The organism is Achromobacter arsenitoxydans SY8 (assembly GCF_000236785.1).
GTDB lineage: Bacteria > Pseudomonadota > Gammaproteobacteria > Burkholderiales > Burkholderiaceae_B > Achromobacter > Achromobacter arsenitoxydans.
Map to the genome: position 1 here is coordinate 130,083 of NZ_AGUF01000042.1, position 14,285 is coordinate 144,367.

Annotated in this window: 14 protein-coding genes; 7 read left to right on the forward strand and 7 right to left on the reverse strand. The window is 66.5% G+C overall.

Going from position 1 to position 14,285, the window contains the following annotated elements:
• The first annotated feature begins 2 nt into the window (after positions 1 to 2).
• The 7 genes from KYC_RS10925 (at position 3) to KYC_RS10955 (ending at position 6,692) form a co-directional block, all read left to right on the forward strand.
• The gene (locus KYC_RS10925; protein ID WP_008161951.1) at positions 3 to 401 is read left to right on the forward strand and encodes a hypothetical protein; all 399 of its coding nucleotides are present in this window, start codon (positions 3 to 5) and stop codon (positions 399 to 401) included.
• Between the two features lie 131 nt (positions 402 to 532).
• Complete coding sequence (locus KYC_RS10930) at positions 533 to 1,243, forward strand: Bax inhibitor-1/YccA family protein (RefSeq protein ID WP_008161952.1); 711 nt, start codon at positions 533 to 535, stop codon at positions 1,241 to 1,243.
• A gap of 77 nt (positions 1,244 to 1,320) precedes the next feature.
• Positions 1,321 to 2,235: an aldo/keto reductase gene (locus KYC_RS10935; protein WP_008161953.1), complete on the forward strand. Its 915-nt coding sequence runs from the start codon at positions 1,321 to 1,323 to the stop codon at positions 2,233 to 2,235.
• A gap of 4 nt (positions 2,236 to 2,239) precedes the next feature.
• Complete coding sequence (locus tag KYC_RS10940; protein ID WP_008161955.1) at positions 2,240 to 3,529, forward strand: NTP/NDP exchange transporter; 1,290 nt, start codon at positions 2,240 to 2,242, stop codon at positions 3,527 to 3,529.
• Between the two features lie 90 nt (positions 3,530 to 3,619).
• Positions 3,620 to 4,576 carry a Bug family tripartite tricarboxylate transporter substrate binding protein gene (locus KYC_RS10945; RefSeq protein WP_008161958.1) on the forward strand — a complete coding sequence of 319 codons (957 nt, stop codon included), beginning with the start codon at positions 3,620 to 3,622 and terminating at the stop codon, positions 4,574 to 4,576.
• Between the two features lie 31 nt (positions 4,577 to 4,607).
• The gene (locus KYC_RS10950; RefSeq protein WP_008161960.1) at positions 4,608 to 5,588 is read left to right on the forward strand and encodes a M14 family metallopeptidase; all 981 of its coding nucleotides are present in this window, start codon (positions 4,608 to 4,610) and stop codon (positions 5,586 to 5,588) included.
• A gap of 3 nt (positions 5,589 to 5,591) precedes the next feature.
• Positions 5,592 to 6,692: a pyridoxal-phosphate dependent enzyme gene (locus KYC_RS10955; RefSeq protein WP_043518113.1), complete on the forward strand. Its 1,101-nt coding sequence runs from the start codon at positions 5,592 to 5,594 to the stop codon at positions 6,690 to 6,692.
• A 50-nt stretch (positions 6,693 to 6,742) separates the two neighbouring features.
• On the opposite strand, the gene KYC_RS10960 is transcribed toward KYC_RS10955, so the two are convergent.
• The 7 genes from KYC_RS10960 to KYC_RS10990 all read right to left on the reverse strand — a co-directional run bounded on the left by KYC_RS10960 (position 6,743) and on the right by KYC_RS10990 (position 14,282).
• Complete coding sequence (locus tag KYC_RS10960) at positions 6,743 to 7,651, reverse strand: LysR family transcriptional regulator (protein ID WP_008161964.1); 909 nt, start codon at positions 7,649 to 7,651, stop codon at positions 6,743 to 6,745.
• 18 nt (positions 7,652 to 7,669) lie between these two features.
• Entirely contained in the window at positions 7,670 to 8,257 is a 588-nt protein-coding gene (gene recO, locus KYC_RS10965) for a DNA repair protein RecO (RefSeq protein ID WP_008161966.1), read from the reverse strand.
• Positions 8,250 to 9,140: a GTPase Era gene (era, locus tag KYC_RS10970; RefSeq protein WP_008161968.1), complete on the reverse strand. Its 891-nt coding sequence runs from the start codon at positions 9,138 to 9,140 to the stop codon at positions 8,250 to 8,252. Before era ends, recO begins: the two co-directional genes overlap by 8 nt.
• A complete protein-coding gene (gene rnc / locus KYC_RS10975; RefSeq protein ID WP_043518115.1) occupies positions 9,137 to 9,898 on the reverse strand; it encodes a ribonuclease III in 762 nt (253 codons plus the stop codon). The genes era and rnc overlap by 4 nt, the downstream gene beginning before the upstream one ends.
• A gap of 2 nt (positions 9,899 to 9,900) precedes the next feature.
• Positions 9,901 to 10,785, reverse strand: coding sequence for a signal peptidase I (lepB, locus tag KYC_RS10980; protein WP_008161973.1), 885 nt, complete (start codon positions 10,783 to 10,785; stop codon positions 9,901 to 9,903).
• Between the two features lie 24 nt (positions 10,786 to 10,809).
• Complete coding sequence (gene lepA, locus KYC_RS10985) at positions 10,810 to 12,603, reverse strand: translation elongation factor 4 (protein ID WP_008161975.1); 1,794 nt, start codon at positions 12,601 to 12,603, stop codon at positions 10,810 to 10,812.
• 191 nt (positions 12,604 to 12,794) lie between these two features.
• On the reverse strand, positions 12,795 to 14,282 hold the full coding sequence (locus tag KYC_RS10990; RefSeq protein ID WP_043518117.1) for a DegQ family serine endoprotease: 1,488 nt from the start codon (positions 14,280 to 14,282) through the stop codon (positions 12,795 to 12,797).
• Positions 14,283 to 14,285 lie beyond the last annotated feature (3 nt).

The window sequence follows — 14,285 nt, forward strand, 5'->3', positions numbered from 1 at the left end:
CCATGCCCTCTCGCTCTTCCGACCCCGGCATCCCCACCCTGACCCACCGGGCCGAACCCTCTCTTTATGACCCCGCCGACGATGAAGCGGACGCACCGCTGCTGACGGAGCTGGCCGACGACGTTATGCCGGGGACCGACGACGACGCGTTTCCCCTGCTGACTGATGTGGCGGATGACGCCGGGTCGCCGGTGGACGCCCCTCTGGTGCAATCCGGATCCTCCCCTGCACAGTCCGCCACCCTGCCCGACGCTGCCGTGCTGGCCGCAAGGCTGCAGGCCGAGGTCGAAGAACTCATGCGAGTCGCCCTGGCCGACGCCATCGAACAGATCCAGGCCCGCATGGACGCGGAGTTGCCAGCCATTGTCTCCCGGGTGCTTAATGGCGTCAGGCCGGGATAGATGTTCCGGTCGCGGCATGGCGCCGACGGCCTAATACCTGCAAAAACTGGATTCTTCAGGGAACTGTAAGGTATCCTTCGCCTCTAAGCCTTCTAGGCAATCACTATATTTGCCGTACACAGGAGTTCTCCATGAACGAATATCGTCCGTCCCCTTTTAACCGTTCCGGCTCGATGGCCGGCGCGCCGGGCGAGGTCGCTCGCAACCAGGTCCTGCGCAATACCTACTGGCTTCTGGCCCTGTCGCTGATTCCCACGGTGCTGGGCGCCGCGGTCGGCCTCTACACCGGCATCAACCGTGTCATGGGCGCCAGCCCGGGCCTGTCCGCCATCATTTTCCTGGTGGGCGCGTTTGGCATGATGTTCGCTATCGAGAAGAACAAGAACAACTCGATGGGCGTCGTCCTGCTGCTGGCCTTCACGTTCTTCATGGGCATCATGCTGTCGCGCCTGCTCGGTTTCGTCATGGGCATGAGCAACGGCTCGCAGCTCGTCATGACGGCCTTCGGCGGCACCGCGATCGTCTTCGGCACCATGGCCACCCTGGCCACGACCATCAAGCGCGATCTGTCGGGAATGCAGAAACTCCTGTTCATCGGCGCGGTCGTGATCCTGGTGGCGGCCCTGGCCAACATCTTCCTGCAACTGCCCGCGCTGATGCTGACCATCTCGGTCATGGCCATCGTCATCTTCTCGGCGTTCATGCTGGTCGACCTGCAGCGCGTGGTCAACGGCGGCGAAACGAACTACGTCTCCGCCACCCTGGCCATCTACCTGGACGTCTACAACGTGTTCTCGAACCTGCTGATGCTGCTGGGCATCTTCGGCGGCAATCGCGAGTAACACCCGATCGCCAGATCCGCACTCAGGGGCCTACATTCGCATGTAGGCCCTTTTTCATTGCCCGACGGAGCCACGCCATGCCAGACCGCCGCCGCTTCCTCCAGACCGCCGCCGGCGCCGCCCTGTTCGGTTCCGCCTGGCCGGCGCTGTCGCTCGCCGCGTCCCCCATGCTGACCCGCTCGATTCCTTCCTCGGGCGCGCTGCTACCGGTAATCGGACTGGGCACAGCGGACACGTTCAACGTGCCGCCCGGCGACGCCGCGGCCATGGCGCCGCTGGCCCAGGTGCTGGATACGCTGCTGCAGGCTGGAGGCACCCTGATCGACACCGCCCCCAGCTATGGCGACGCGGAGGCCGTCACCGGGACCCTGCTGGCGCGCGACGCCGGGCTGCGCCCCCGCGTCTTCCTGGCCACCAAGATCAGCACGCGCGGCCATGACGCCGCGATGCGCCAGATACGCGAATCGCAGAAGGCGCTGCGCAGCGACAAACTGGACCTGATCCAGGTGCATAACCTGATCGACACCCGCAATCAGCTCGCCCTGCTGCGGGATCTGAAACAGCAGGGCCTGACCCGCTACATCGGGATCACGCACTACACCGACCACGCCCACGATGAATTGACCGAACTCGTCGAACGCGAAAAGCCCGACTTCCTCCAGGTCAACCTGTCGATCGGCGCCCGCAGCGCGGAAAAGCGCCTGCTCCCGGCGTGCCGGGCCAATGGCGTGGCGGTGCTGATCAACCGGCCATTCCAGGACGGGGCGCTGTTCCGGCGGGTGAAGGGCGTCGAACTGCCCAAGCTGGCCGCGGAAATCGACTGCACGTCCTGGGCGCAGATCTTCCTGAAATTCATCATCGGCCATCCTGCCGTCACGGCCGTCATACCCGCCACCTCCAAGCCCGCCAACATGGCGGACAACGCGCGGGCGGGCTACGGCCGCCAGCCCGACGCCGCCATGCGCGAACGCATCGCCGCGCTGCTCGGCTGACGCCATGGCGGCCGTCCTGGCATCCTGGCGCGCCCGGGCGGCGCGGGCCTTGGGCATACGGGAAGAGGAACTGGCCCCCGCGGCGTGCGGTTTCGCGTTTTTCTTCTTTTTGTTCTGCGGCTATTTCATGCTGCGCCCTATCCGCGAGACCATGGGCATCCAGGCGGGCGTGAACCAGCTGCAATGGCTGTTCACCGCCACCTTCGTCGCCACGCTGGCGGTGGTGCCGCTGTTCGGCTGGATATCCGCCCGCGTCCCGCGCGCCACCCTGGTGACCTGGGTCTACGCCTTGTTCGCCCTGACCATGGCGGGATTCGCCCTGCTGTTGCACCTGCGTCCAGGCAGCATCTGGGCCGCGCGCACGTTCTACGTCTGGCTGTCGGTCTTCAACCTGTTCGTCGTCTCCATCGCCTGGAGCCTGATGGCCGACGTGTTCCGCATGGAATCCGCCAAGCGGCTGTTCGCGCTGATCGCCGCAGGAGCCAGCGCCGGCGGGCTTTGCGGTCCGCTGCTGGGCGCCCTGCTCGCGGGCGCGCTGGGCCCTGCCGGCCTGCTCCTGCTGTCCGCGCTGCTGCTGACGGCCACACTGCCGCTCAAGCAATGGCTGCTGCGCTGGCGCTCCGCCACGCGCGCGGATGTCGCCGACGAAGACATGGAGCGGCCGATCAAGGGCGCAATCCTCGCCGGCATAACGCGCATATTCCAGTCGCGCTATCTGCTGGGCATTTCGCTTCTGGTGGTGCTGCTGGCCACGGTCAACACCTTTCTCTACATGGAGCAGGCGCGGCTGGTCGCCGATGCGTTTCCGGATACCGCCCAGCGCATCCGCGTCTTCAGCGCGCTGGATTTCACTGTGCAGACGCTGGCGTTGCTGTCGCAGATCTTCATCACCGGCCGCGTGGCCGCCCGGCTGGGCCTGCGCTTCCTCCTGACCGCGGTGCCGCTTGCCGTGGCGCTGGCGTTCCTGGCCCTGGCCGCCTTCCCTGTCTTCGCGGTGCTGGCGGGCGCCATGATCCTGCGCCGGGCCGGAGAGTACGCCCTGATCAGGCCCGGACGGGAAATGCTGTTCACCGCGGTGTCGCCCGAAGACAAGTACAAGACCAAGAACGTCATCGACACCGTGGTCTACCGGGGCGGCGACGCGGCCAGCGGCTGGGTCAAGGCCGGGCTGGACATGCTGGGCTACGGGGCGTCGCTGATCGCGCTGCTGGGCGCATTCGTGGCCCTCGCGGCGGCCGCGGTCGGCTATGGCCTGGGCAGGCAGGCGGACCGGCGCAACGAAGAAAACCATTAGATTTTATCGAACATCCATCTCATAAAAACAAACGGATTCCGCACAGGGCCGCCGCACAATGGCGCTGCCCTCAACGCCTCGGGAATCGTCATGAAACGCACCGCCTGCCTTGCCGCCCTGCTGCTTTGCCTTGCCGCGCCCCACGCGCATGCTGACTACCCGGAACGCGCGATCACGCTGATCGTGCCGGCCGCGGCGGGCGGCAATGCGGACATCACCGCCCGCCTCGTCGGTCAGGAAATGAGCAGGCTGCTGGGCCAGCCGGTGGTCATCGAGAACCGCGTCGGCGCTGGCGGGCGCATCGGAACCCAAGCCGTGGCCCGCGCCCCGGCCGACGGCTACACCATCGGCTATGCGCACGTCGGCACGCTAGTGCTACACCGGTTCCTGTTCAAACAGCAGCTCTACGACCTGGACCGCGACATCATGCCGATCGGCCTGGTGGCCGAAACACCGAACGTCATCGTGGTGAACGCCGCGTCGCCCTATCGCGACCTGAAGGGATTCATCGAGGCCAGCCGCGCCCAGCCGGACCGCCTGACCATGACGTCGGCGGACCCGGGCACGACCAGCGAAGTGGGCGTCAAGCTGTTCATCGCCCAGACCGGGGCGGCGGTGCGCCAGATTCCGTACAAGGCGACGGCCGCGCAGCTTTCCGACCTGCTCGGCGGCCACGTCGACTCGATGATGGAAAACCTGCCGCCCCTGATCGGCAACCTGAAGGACGGACGCCTGCGGGCGCTCGCCGTGACGACCCGGAACCGTGCCGCTTCCAATCCGGACGTGCCGACAGTCGCCGAACAGGGCTATCCCGATTACGAGCAGTCCGCGTGGAGCGCGCTGGTCGCGCCGGCGGGCACCCCGAAGGCCGCCATATCCCGGCTCAATGCCGCGATGAACCAGGCGCTGCGCTCGGACAGCGTCAGCAAAGAGCTGCGCAGCCGCTCTCAGGAACCCCTGGGCGGAACGCCGCAGGACGTACAGACCCAGATTCGCAAGGAGCTGCCCAAATGGGAAAGCATCATCAAGGCCGCCACGCTGGATTGAACCCGGCGCCTGTCCGCACGGGAGCCGCAGCATGGTCCGCGTAAGCCGCGAGGACTTCAGCGTGGCCGCCGCCACCAATGTGTCGGCGTACCGCCGCATCACGGTCCCGGTGCTGCGGGTAGAAGCGGGCCCGGGGCCCGCCGTCGCGCTGATTGCCGGCGTGCATGGCGACGAATGGGAGGGCCAGGCAGCCATCCTGGACCTCTGGCACGAATTGCCCAGCATACTGACGCGCGGCACGGTATATCTGCTGCCCGCCGTCAACGCCGAGGCCTCGCTGGCCGGCACGCGCCTGTCGCCGGCCGACGGCGGCAACCTGAACCGCGCGTTCCTCGGCGCCCCCGCACGAGGCTATACCGAAGGCGTGGCCGCCGCGCTGGAAGCCCGGCTGCTGCCCCGCGTGCAGGCCATGGTGGACGTGCACAGCGGCGGCGCCTCGCTGCGCTACCTTCCTTCCTCGGTGATCACGCGCCATGGCGACGATGCCTACGATGCGCGCCTGCCCGCGCTGGCCCGCGCCTTCGGGTTGCCTCACTGCATGTTCTTCCGCGGCGGCGAGCCCGGCTCCATGCCCGCCGCGGCCAGCCGGCACGGCGTGCTGCGCCTGAGCGCGGAGATCGGCGGCGGCCGGGAAACCAGCCAGTCGCTGGCGGACCGCTGCCGCGCAGGCCTGCTGGGCTGCCTGGGCGAACTGGGCCTGCTGCCGGACCGCACGCCCGCGCCCGCGCCGGAAGTGCGCCTCTACGACCTGGACGCGGCCGCCGCGACGCTGCGTGCGCGCGAGTCCGGCGTGTTCGTCCCCGGCGTGGAACTGGGACAATCCGTCGCTGCGCTCCAGCACATCGGCCGCCTGATCGAACCCGCCCGCCCCGACAGCCCCATGCGCGCCCTGCTGAGCCCGCAGTCGGGCACCGTCGTCTGCCTGCGGCCCATCGCGCGCAGCGACGACGGCGACTGCCTGCTGCAGGTCGCGCCAGCCCTTCCCCTGGACTCCCTTGTTTCAAAGTACTGATCCATGCAGATGAACCCCAGATTGTCCAACCTGCGCTGCATCCGCTGCGCCAGCCTCTGGCCTCCCGGCGACTATCCCGAAGGCTGCCCAAGCTGCCTGGCGGCCGGCCATCCCGCCACGCTGGAATGCCTATACACCGCCGCCCCGCATGATCTCGCCATCCCGTTGCCCGTGCTCGCGCCGGTCACGCTGGGTGAAGGCGCCACCCCCACGCTCGACGCGGCGGACCTGGCGCGCGCGGAAGGCGTGGGCCAGTTGTGGATCAAATGCGAAAGCGCCAACCCCACTGGCAGCCACAAGGACCGCATGTCGGCCCAGTTGGTGTCGCGCGCACGCCTTGCCGGCGCCACCCGCGTGGCGGCAGCCTCCAGCGGCAACGCCGGCGTTTCCCTGGCCGCCTATTGCGCCGCCGCGGGCCTGCAGGCCGACATCGCCATCACCCGCAACTGCCCGCCCCTGCAGCGCGACGCCATGGAGCGCTTCGGCGCGCGGCTCCGCGCCTTCGAAGACAGCCTGGGCCGCTGGCCATATGTCCAGGACCTGTGCCGCAACCACGGCGCGTTTGCCGGCACCAACTACCTGAACCCGCCGGTGGGCACCCACCCCTACGGCGTGGAAGGCTACAAGCCGATCGCGCAGGAGATCCTGGACGATTGCGGCCTGCCCACCGACATCATCGTGCCCACGGCGCGCGGCGACCTGCTCTGGGGCATCTACCTGGGCTGGCAGCATCTACACCAGACCGGCCGCATCGACCGCCTGCCCCGGCTGCACGCGGTAGAGCCCTACGCCCGCCTGTCGCGCGCCCTGGCCACGGGCGATGCCCGCGGCCAGTGGGAAAGCGCGACGGAGCAATACTCCATCGCGGGCGGCACATGCACGCTGCAGGCGCTGGAAGCCCTTGCTCGTTCGGGCGGCGCGCCAGTGGAAACATCGGACGCTCAGGCGGGCGACGCGCGCCAGCGGCTGGAACGCATGGGGCTGGGCGCGGAGCTGTCCTCGGCCGCGGCGCTGGCGGCCGTGTCCCGGCTCCGCCTGGCGGGCAAGCTGGACGCGGAATCGTCCGTGGTGCTGATCCTGACATCCGACGGGCGCCGCGGCTGAGCACCGCGTCGGGCGCGATGCGCGCGGCCTGCGGCCTGCGGCAGCAGGCGCTAGACGCCGAAACGCTCGACCAGGGGCGCCAGCGCCGCGCGCAAGCAGGTGGCCCAGAACTTGCCGGCTTCGGACAACGGCCGGCTGCCATGCAGAATCATGTGGCATTCGAAATGCACGGGCGCCGCAAGCGGCCGGTAGCTCAGCCCCGCCGCCTCCATCCCCAGCGCGGTCGCGGGGTTGGCGATGCCGACGCCGTGCCCGGCCAGCGCCAGTTGGCAGACCGTGCTGGAGTACGGCGTCTCGATCGCGACGCGGAGCGTCCGCCCGGCCTGATGCAGCAAGGCGTCCAACCGCTTGCGCGAGCCGTCCTCGGCATTCAGGGCGATCACGTCCGCATCGGCCAGATGTGAAAAATCCACCGACTCCAGCCGAGCCAGGGCGTGCCCCGCCGGAAACACCGCCACCGCCCGCAGGCTGGCCAGGCGATGCCCGCGCAGGCCTTCCAGTTCCGATTCGTCGGCAACCGCCGCCAGATCGAGTTCGCCCGACACGACCATGTCGCGCAAGGTGTTGGAATCCCGGATCTGCAGATAAAGCGGCGTGTCGGGATAGCGCGTGCGGAAACGCGAGATGGCGTCGCTGACGATGGCGCCGCTGTAGGCGTGAATGCAGCCGATGCGCAGCCGCGGCTGGGCGGCGCCGCGGATCGCGCGGATCTTGCGGCCCAGGCTTTCCAGGCCCACATTCAGGCGGCGGATTTCCTCGTACAGCAGCGTGGCCTCGGGTGTGCGCTGCATGCGCTGGCGCACCCGCTCGAACAGGCGCATTTCAATGCTGCTCTCCAGCGCGGCCAGCGTGGCGCTGACGGTCGCGGGCGACACGTCCAGCCGCCGGGCGGCGGCGGTCACGCTTTCCGTTTCATAGACGGTGCGGAAGGTCTCGACCTGCTTGAGCGTGAAGGTCATGGTCCGCGCGCAGAGCGTTCAGATGCGTTGCAGGTCCAGCAGCACGCGCCGCGTCGACAGCGGACGGCCAGCCAGGTTCTCGGCGAGGCGCGCGCGCAGGTCGCTGCGCAGCGCGGGCTCGATCACGGGATCGTCGAAATCGGGCGTCGCCTCGTCCACGCCATAGCCGGTTTCGCGCAGCAGGGTCCATTCAAAGCGGCGCAGTGCGCCGGCGGCGCGGGTGCCTCCGGACAACTGCTGCAGGGCCATGTCGTAGGCGTCGAACAACAGCGGATGCGCGTCCTCGCGCGGGAGCAGGCGCAGCAGCAGTTCATTCATGTACCACGCCGACATCAGGGCCGACCCGGCCAGCGGCCGTATACCGGCGATCTCGGCGCGCGTCAGGGTTTTGACTTCGCCATTGCCGGTCCAGGACAGCAGCAGCGGCTGGAACGCGGACAACACCGGACGCAGGACGGAATACGGGCGCTTGGCGCCCTTGGCGACCATGGCCACGCAGCCATGATCGCGCGAGAAGGTCTGAACAATCAGGGAGGTTTCACGCCACGCCGTGGCGTGCAGCATGAATCCGGGACGATCCTGGACGCGAGGCGCCCTTCTACTCATATCCCAGATCGCGCAGCGCACCCTCGCGGTCGGACCAGCCCTTGCGCACCTTGATGTAGACCTCCAGGTGCACCGGTTTGTCCAGCAGCTTGGCGATGTCCTGCCGCGCCTCCGTGGCGATACGCTTCATGTGCATGCCGCCCGTGCCCAGGAGGATGGGCTTGTGGCTGTCGCGTTCGACCACGACGCAGGCATTGATGCTGGCGCCCTTCGCGGTCTCTTCCCATTGCTCGATGACGACGGTGCAGCCGTAAGGCAGTTCGTCGCCCACCAGGCGGAAGATCTTCTCGCGCACGAGCTCGGCGGCGATGAAGCGCATGGGGCGGTCGGTCAGCGTGTCCTCTTCGAACATCGGCTCGCCTTCCGGCAGGCGCGACGCGATTTCGTCCAGCAGCTGGTCCAGTTGCTGGTTCTTGGTGGCGCTGACCGGCACCACGGCGCCGAACGGATGCTGCGCCATGATCTTGGACACGAAGGCGAACAGGTCGTCGCGGTTCTTCAGCGCGTCGATCTTGGACACGACGAGTATCGTGCGCTCCGGATTGGGCAGCAGCGGCAGCAGCTTGGCGTCCCCTTCGGACCACTTGCCGGCTTCAACCACATGCACCACCACGTCCACGTCAGCCAGGGCCTGCGTGACGACGCGGTTCATCATGCGGTTCATCGCGCCGCCGTGGCGCGTCTGGAAGCCGGGCGTGTCGACGAACACGAACTGTTCGTGCTCGCGCGTCAGCACACCGTGGATGCGGTGGCGCGTGGTCTGCGCCTTGCGCGACACGATGGAGATCTTGGAACCGATCAGGGCGTTCGTCAGCGTGGACTTGCCCACATTGGGACGGCCAACGATGGCTACGAAGCCGGTACGAAAAGGGGTATCGCTCATTTAGTCTCTTGAGCCACTGCCACAGGCAGCGACAATTGCGCGGTTTTGCGCGCCTTGCCCGACTTGCGGGCAGCCTTGGTGGCCGGGCTGACGGCCAGCGCGGCCTCCAGCGCCAGCTTGGCCGCTGACTGTTCGGCGGCGCGGCGGCTGGCGCCGGGCGCCATCACCTTGATATCGAGCGCCGGAATGGCGCATTCGACTTCGAACTGCTGGCTGTGGGCCGCACCGTGCGTGGCCACCACCGTATACAGCGGCAGGGCCAGCTTGCGGCCCTGCAGGAATTCCTGCAGCAGGGTCTTGGCGTCCTTGCCCAGGGTCTTGGGATCCACGGACGCCAGCACCGGCTGGTACTGGCGCACGATCACGCGGCGGGCCGCATCGAACCCGGCATCCAGGAAGACCGCGCCGAAGATCGCCTCGACGGTGTCGGCCAGGATGGATGGGCGGCGGAAACCGCCGCTCTTGAGTTCGCCTTCGCCCAGGCGCAGGTACTGCGACAATTCCAGGCGCTGGGCGATATCCGCCAGCGACGCCTGCTTGACCAGGTTGGCCCGCAGGCGCGACAGATCGCCTTCGTCGATTTTGGAGTAACGCTCGAACAGCATCGCCGCCACGACGAAGTTCAGCACGGAATCCCCAAGGAATTCCAGCCGCTCGTTATGGCGCGCACCATGGCTGCGATGCGTCAGGGCCTGTTCAAGCAAGGCCGGATCACCGAAGTGGTGGTCCAGGCGATTTTCTAGCGTGGCTAGCGACATAATCAGTTGAATCGGCCGATACGGCTGAGATCGCTGAAGTTCATCCAGATGAAGAAAGCGCGGCCGACGATATTGGATTCGGGCACGAAGCCCCAGTACCGGCTGTCTGCGCTGTTATCCCGATTATCGCCCATGGCGAAAAAATTCCCTTCGGGTACTTTGCAGCGTACCCCATTGCGGCTGTATTGGCAGTTACCGCGGTTGGGAAATTGCCACATCGGGGAATATTCCTGCGGCTTTCCTTCATCAAGCAGGATCTTGTGCTCAACGTCGCCCAACTTCTCTTTATATTGGGCAATATACGACACACGATCCGGCTCAAAATAGTCGCCGTCGCGCACATGCGGCACCAATTCACCGTTCACGTACAGTTTTTTGTCCAGGTAGGCGATTTCGTCGCCCGGCAGGCCCACCACGCGCTTGATGTAGTCGACGTCCGGATCCACCGGATAGCGGAACACGAAGACATCGCCGCGCTGCGGCGTGCCGATGGGGATGATCTTCTTGTCGATCACCGGCAGGCGCAGGCCATAGCTGAATTTGTTCACCAGGATCAGGTCGCCCGACTGCAGCGTGGGCAGCATCGAGCCCGACGGAATGCGAAACGGCTCGACCACGAACGAACGCAGCATGAAGACAAACAGAATGACGGGAAAGAAGCTGACCGCGTACTCGATCCACCACGGCACGCGCCGCGCGGCGTCGCCGGCTTCGCGGCGCAGGCGTTCGGCTTCCTGGGCGTCGCCCACCAGGGCAACGTCGTACTGCGCCATGGCGGCCTGAGCGCGGCGCTCGCGCCCCTTGCGCAGCACCGCCAGATCAAGCACCCAGATAATGCCGGTCAAGACCAGCAGAACAAACAAGATCAGGGCAAAGTTCCAACTCATCAGCTAATCGCCTTCTTTTTGGTTCTATTTGTCTTCCACTTGCAGGATGGCCAGGAACGCCTCCTGCGGGATTTCCACGCTGCCCACCTGCTTCATGCGCTTCTTGCCGGCCTTCTGCTTTTCCAGCAGCTTCTTCTTGCGCGAGATGTCGCCGCCATAGCACTTGGCCAGCACGTTCTTGCGCAGCGCCTTGACGTTTTCGCGCGCGATGATTTCCGCGCCGATCGCCGCCTGGATGACGACGTCGAACATCTGGCGGGGGATCAGCCCGCGCATGCGGGTGACGACGTCGCGGGCGCGGTGGCGCGCATTGCTGCGGTGGACGATGACGGCCAGCGCGTCGACGCGGTCGTTGTTGATCAGCAGGTCCACGCGCACCACGTCCGCCGAGCGGTATTCCAGGAACTCGTAGTCCATCGAGGCATAGCCGCGCGACACCGACTTCAGCTTGTCGAAGAAGTCCAGCACGATCTCGGCCAGCGGGATCTCGTACACCAGGTGGACCTGGCGGCCGTGGTAGCTCATGTTGACCTGCACGCCGCGCTTGTTGTTGCACAGCGTCATCACCGGGCCGACATAGTCTTGCGGCATGAACAGCGTGACCTTCACGATGGGTTCGCGGATGTCCTGGATCTTGCCGATCTCGGGCATGCGCGAGGGGCTTTCCACGGTGATCACGGAACCGTCGCGCTGCTCGACTTCATACACCACCGACGGCGCGGTGGTGATGATGTCCATGTCGAATTCCCGCTCCAGGCGTTCCTGCACGATTTCCATGTGCAGGAGGCCCAGGAAGCCGCAGCGGAAGCCGAAGCCCAGCGCCTGCGAGACTTCGGGCTCGAACATCAGCGCGGCGTCGTTGAGCTTGAGCTTTTCGAGGGAATCGCGCAGCTGGTCGTATTCCGAGCTTTCCACCGGGTACAGGCCGGCGAACACCTGCGGCTTGACTTCCTTGAAGCCGGGCAGCGGGCTGGCGGCGGGCTTGTTGGCCAGCGTGACCGTATCGCCGACCTTGGCGTCTTCCAGTTGCTTGATGCCGGCGATGATGAAACCCACTTCGCCCGCGGACAGATGCGGACGCTGCTGCGACTTCGGCGTGAACACGCCGGTCTGCTCGCAAAGGTGGGTGGCGCCGGAGGCCATCAGCAGGATCTTGTCCTTGGGCTTGAGCACGCCATTGACGATGCGCACCAGCATGACCACGCCCACGTAGTTGTCGAACCACGAGTCGATGATCAGCGCCTGCAGCGGCGCATCGGGATCGCCCTTCGGAGCCGGAACCCGGGCCACGATGGTTTCGAGGATCTCGTCGATGCCCATGCCGGTCTTGGCGCTGGCCAGCACGGCGTCGGTGGCGTCGATGCCGATCACGTCCTCGACTTCCTGGCGCGCGCCATCCGGATCGGCTTGCGGCAGGTCCATCTTGTTCAGAACCGGCACCACTTCCACGCCCAGCTCGATGGCGGTGTAGCAGTTGGCCACCGTCTGCGCTTCCACGCCCTGCGACGCGTCCACCACCAGCAGCGCGCCTTCGCACGCGGACAGGGAGCGGCTGACCTCGTACGAGAAGTCCACGTGCCCCGGGGTGTCGATCAGGTTCAGGTTGTAGACCTTGCCGTCCTGCGCCTTGTAATGCAGGGCGGCGGTCTGCGCTTTGATGGTGATGCCGCGCTCGCGCTCGATTTCCATGGAATCGAGGACCTGCGCAGACATTTCGCGATCCGCCAGCCCGCCGCAGCGCTGGATCAGGCGATCGGCCAGGGTCGACTTGCCGTGATCGATGTGGGCAATGATGGAGAAGTTGCGGATATGCTGCATGCTTGAATTTATAAGGGACGGAACGGTCGGCACACTGCCGGATGACACCGCCGCCGGAGTACGCACGGCCGACGTGTAGGGCGCTGACGGGCTATGCCCGGACAAAAACGAGGGGGCGCCCTGCGCCCCCTCTTGTGGCAACCAGCCATTTTAGCTGGTCTTGGGCCATTTTTTCTGCCAGCAGGCCCCGATCACTTCGACGCCGGCACGGCCACCCATTGCGTCTGCTCTCCGCGGCGCACCAGGAGGCCGACGGAACGGGTCTTGTCCAGCTTGCCGACGAGCTCGCCGAACTGCTTCGCGCCGGTGACGTCGGTGTCGTTCAAAGCCAACACAATGTCGCCTTCCTGCAGGCCCGCCTTCGCGGCCGCGCCCTCGGCAACCTTCACCTGCACGCCGCCCTTGATGCGCAGCTTCTTCTGGACGTCGGCAGGCACATCCACCACGCCCAGGCCCAGCGCATTGGTGACTTCGGGCGCGGGCGCCGGCTTCTTGCCAGCCGCCGCCGTCTTCTCGGCGGGGATCTCGCCCACCTTGACCGACAGCGTCACGCTCTTGCCCTTGCGCCAGACTTCCATGTCGGCGCGGGTGCCCGGCTTGGTCTCGCCCACGATGCGCGGCAGGTCGGACCAGCGCTTGATCGGTTCATTGTTGAATTTCAGGATCACATCGCCCGGCTGCACGCCCGCCTGCTCGGCAGGACCCTCGGCTTCGACGCTGCTGACCAGCGCGCCCTCGGCCTTGGGCAGGCCGATGGCTTCGGCCACGTCCTTGCCGACCTCGCCGATCTGCACGCCGACGCGGCCGCGCGTGACCTTGCCCGTGGTGCGCAGCTGATCCACCACGCGCATCGCTTCGTCGATCGGAATGGCCAGCGAAATGCCCATGAAGCCGCCGCTGCGCGAAATGATCTGCGAATTGATGCCCACGGCCTCGCCATCCAGGTTGATCAGCGGACCGCCCGAATTGCCCGGGTTGACCGCGACATCAGTCTGGATGAACGGCAGATATTCGCCGGTATCCCGGCCGATGGCGCTGACGATGCCCGACGTTACGGTGGAATCCAGGCCGAACGGCGAACCGATAGCCAGCACCCACTGCCCCTTCTTCAGCTTCTTGGGATCGCCGATGACCAGCGGGGTCATGTCCTTGGCTTCGATCTTGATAAGCGCAACGTCCGTGCGCTCGTCCGTGCCGATGACCTTGGCCTTGAACTCGCGACCGTCGGTCAACGTGACATAGATGTCCGTCGCATCCACGACCACGTGGTTGTTGGTCAGGATGAAGCCGTCAGCCGAAATAAAGAAGCCCGACCCGACGCCGCGCGGCACGGTGCGCTCTTCCGGCTGGGAAGGCTGCGGGCGCTGGCGCGGATTGGGTGTCGGCTGGCCGCCGCCCGGGGGCTGGAACTCGGGCCCGAAGAACCACCGGAACAGCTCGTAGGGGTCATTGCCGCCCGGGCCGTTGCCGCCTCGCACCGGGACGGTGGCGGTGGTGCGGATGTTGACCACCGCGGGGTCGGCCTTTTCGACGATGGCCGTGAAATCGGGCAGCCCGACCGCTGCGGGCGGCGTCTGCGCGATCGAAACCGGAACATAGGCGGCGGACAGCACCACACCCGCCGCGACAGCCGCGACAAAGCGCCGGAAAGTAGCGTTCGAGACCGTCATTGCTTTCATAAG

Bases quoted from the DNA above. Each gene is read 5' to 3' on its own strand.
- KYC_RS10925 (WP_008161951.1), top strand. From the start codon at position 3: ATGCCCTCTCGCTCTTCCGACCCCGGCATCCCCACCCTGACCCACCGG.
- KYC_RS10930 (WP_008161952.1), top strand. From the start codon at position 533: ATGAACGAATATCGTCCGTCCCCTTTTAACCGTTCCGGCTCGATGGCC.
- KYC_RS10935 (WP_008161953.1), top strand. From the start codon at position 1,321: ATGCCAGACCGCCGCCGCTTCCTCCAGACCGCCGCCGGCGCCGCCCTG.
- KYC_RS10940 (WP_008161955.1), top strand. From the start codon at position 2,240: ATGGCGGCCGTCCTGGCATCCTGGCGCGCCCGGGCGGCGCGGGCCTTG.
- KYC_RS10945 (WP_008161958.1), top strand. From the start codon at position 3,620: ATGAAACGCACCGCCTGCCTTGCCGCCCTGCTGCTTTGCCTTGCCGCG.
- KYC_RS10950 (WP_008161960.1), top strand. From the start codon at position 4,608: ATGGTCCGCGTAAGCCGCGAGGACTTCAGCGTGGCCGCCGCCACCAAT.
- KYC_RS10955 (WP_043518113.1), top strand. From the start codon at position 5,592: ATGCAGATGAACCCCAGATTGTCCAACCTGCGCTGCATCCGCTGCGCC.
- KYC_RS10960 (WP_008161964.1), bottom strand. From the start codon at position 7,651: ATGACCTTCACGCTCAAGCAGGTCGAGACCTTCCGCACCGTCTATGAA.
- recO (WP_008161966.1), bottom strand. From the start codon at position 8,257: ATGAGTAGAAGGGCGCCTCGCGTCCAGGATCGTCCCGGATTCATGCTG.
- era (WP_008161968.1), bottom strand. From the start codon at position 9,140: ATGAGCGATACCCCTTTTCGTACCGGCTTCGTAGCCATCGTTGGCCGT.
- rnc (WP_043518115.1), bottom strand. From the start codon at position 9,898: ATGTCGCTAGCCACGCTAGAAAATCGCCTGGACCACCACTTCGGTGAT.
- lepB (WP_008161973.1), bottom strand. From the start codon at position 10,785: ATGAGTTGGAACTTTGCCCTGATCTTGTTTGTTCTGCTGGTCTTGACC.
- lepA (WP_008161975.1), bottom strand. From the start codon at position 12,603: ATGCAGCATATCCGCAACTTCTCCATCATTGCCCACATCGATCACGGC.
- KYC_RS10990 (WP_043518117.1), bottom strand. From the start codon at position 14,282: ATGAAAGCAATGACGGTCTCGAACGCTACTTTCCGGCGCTTTGTCGCG.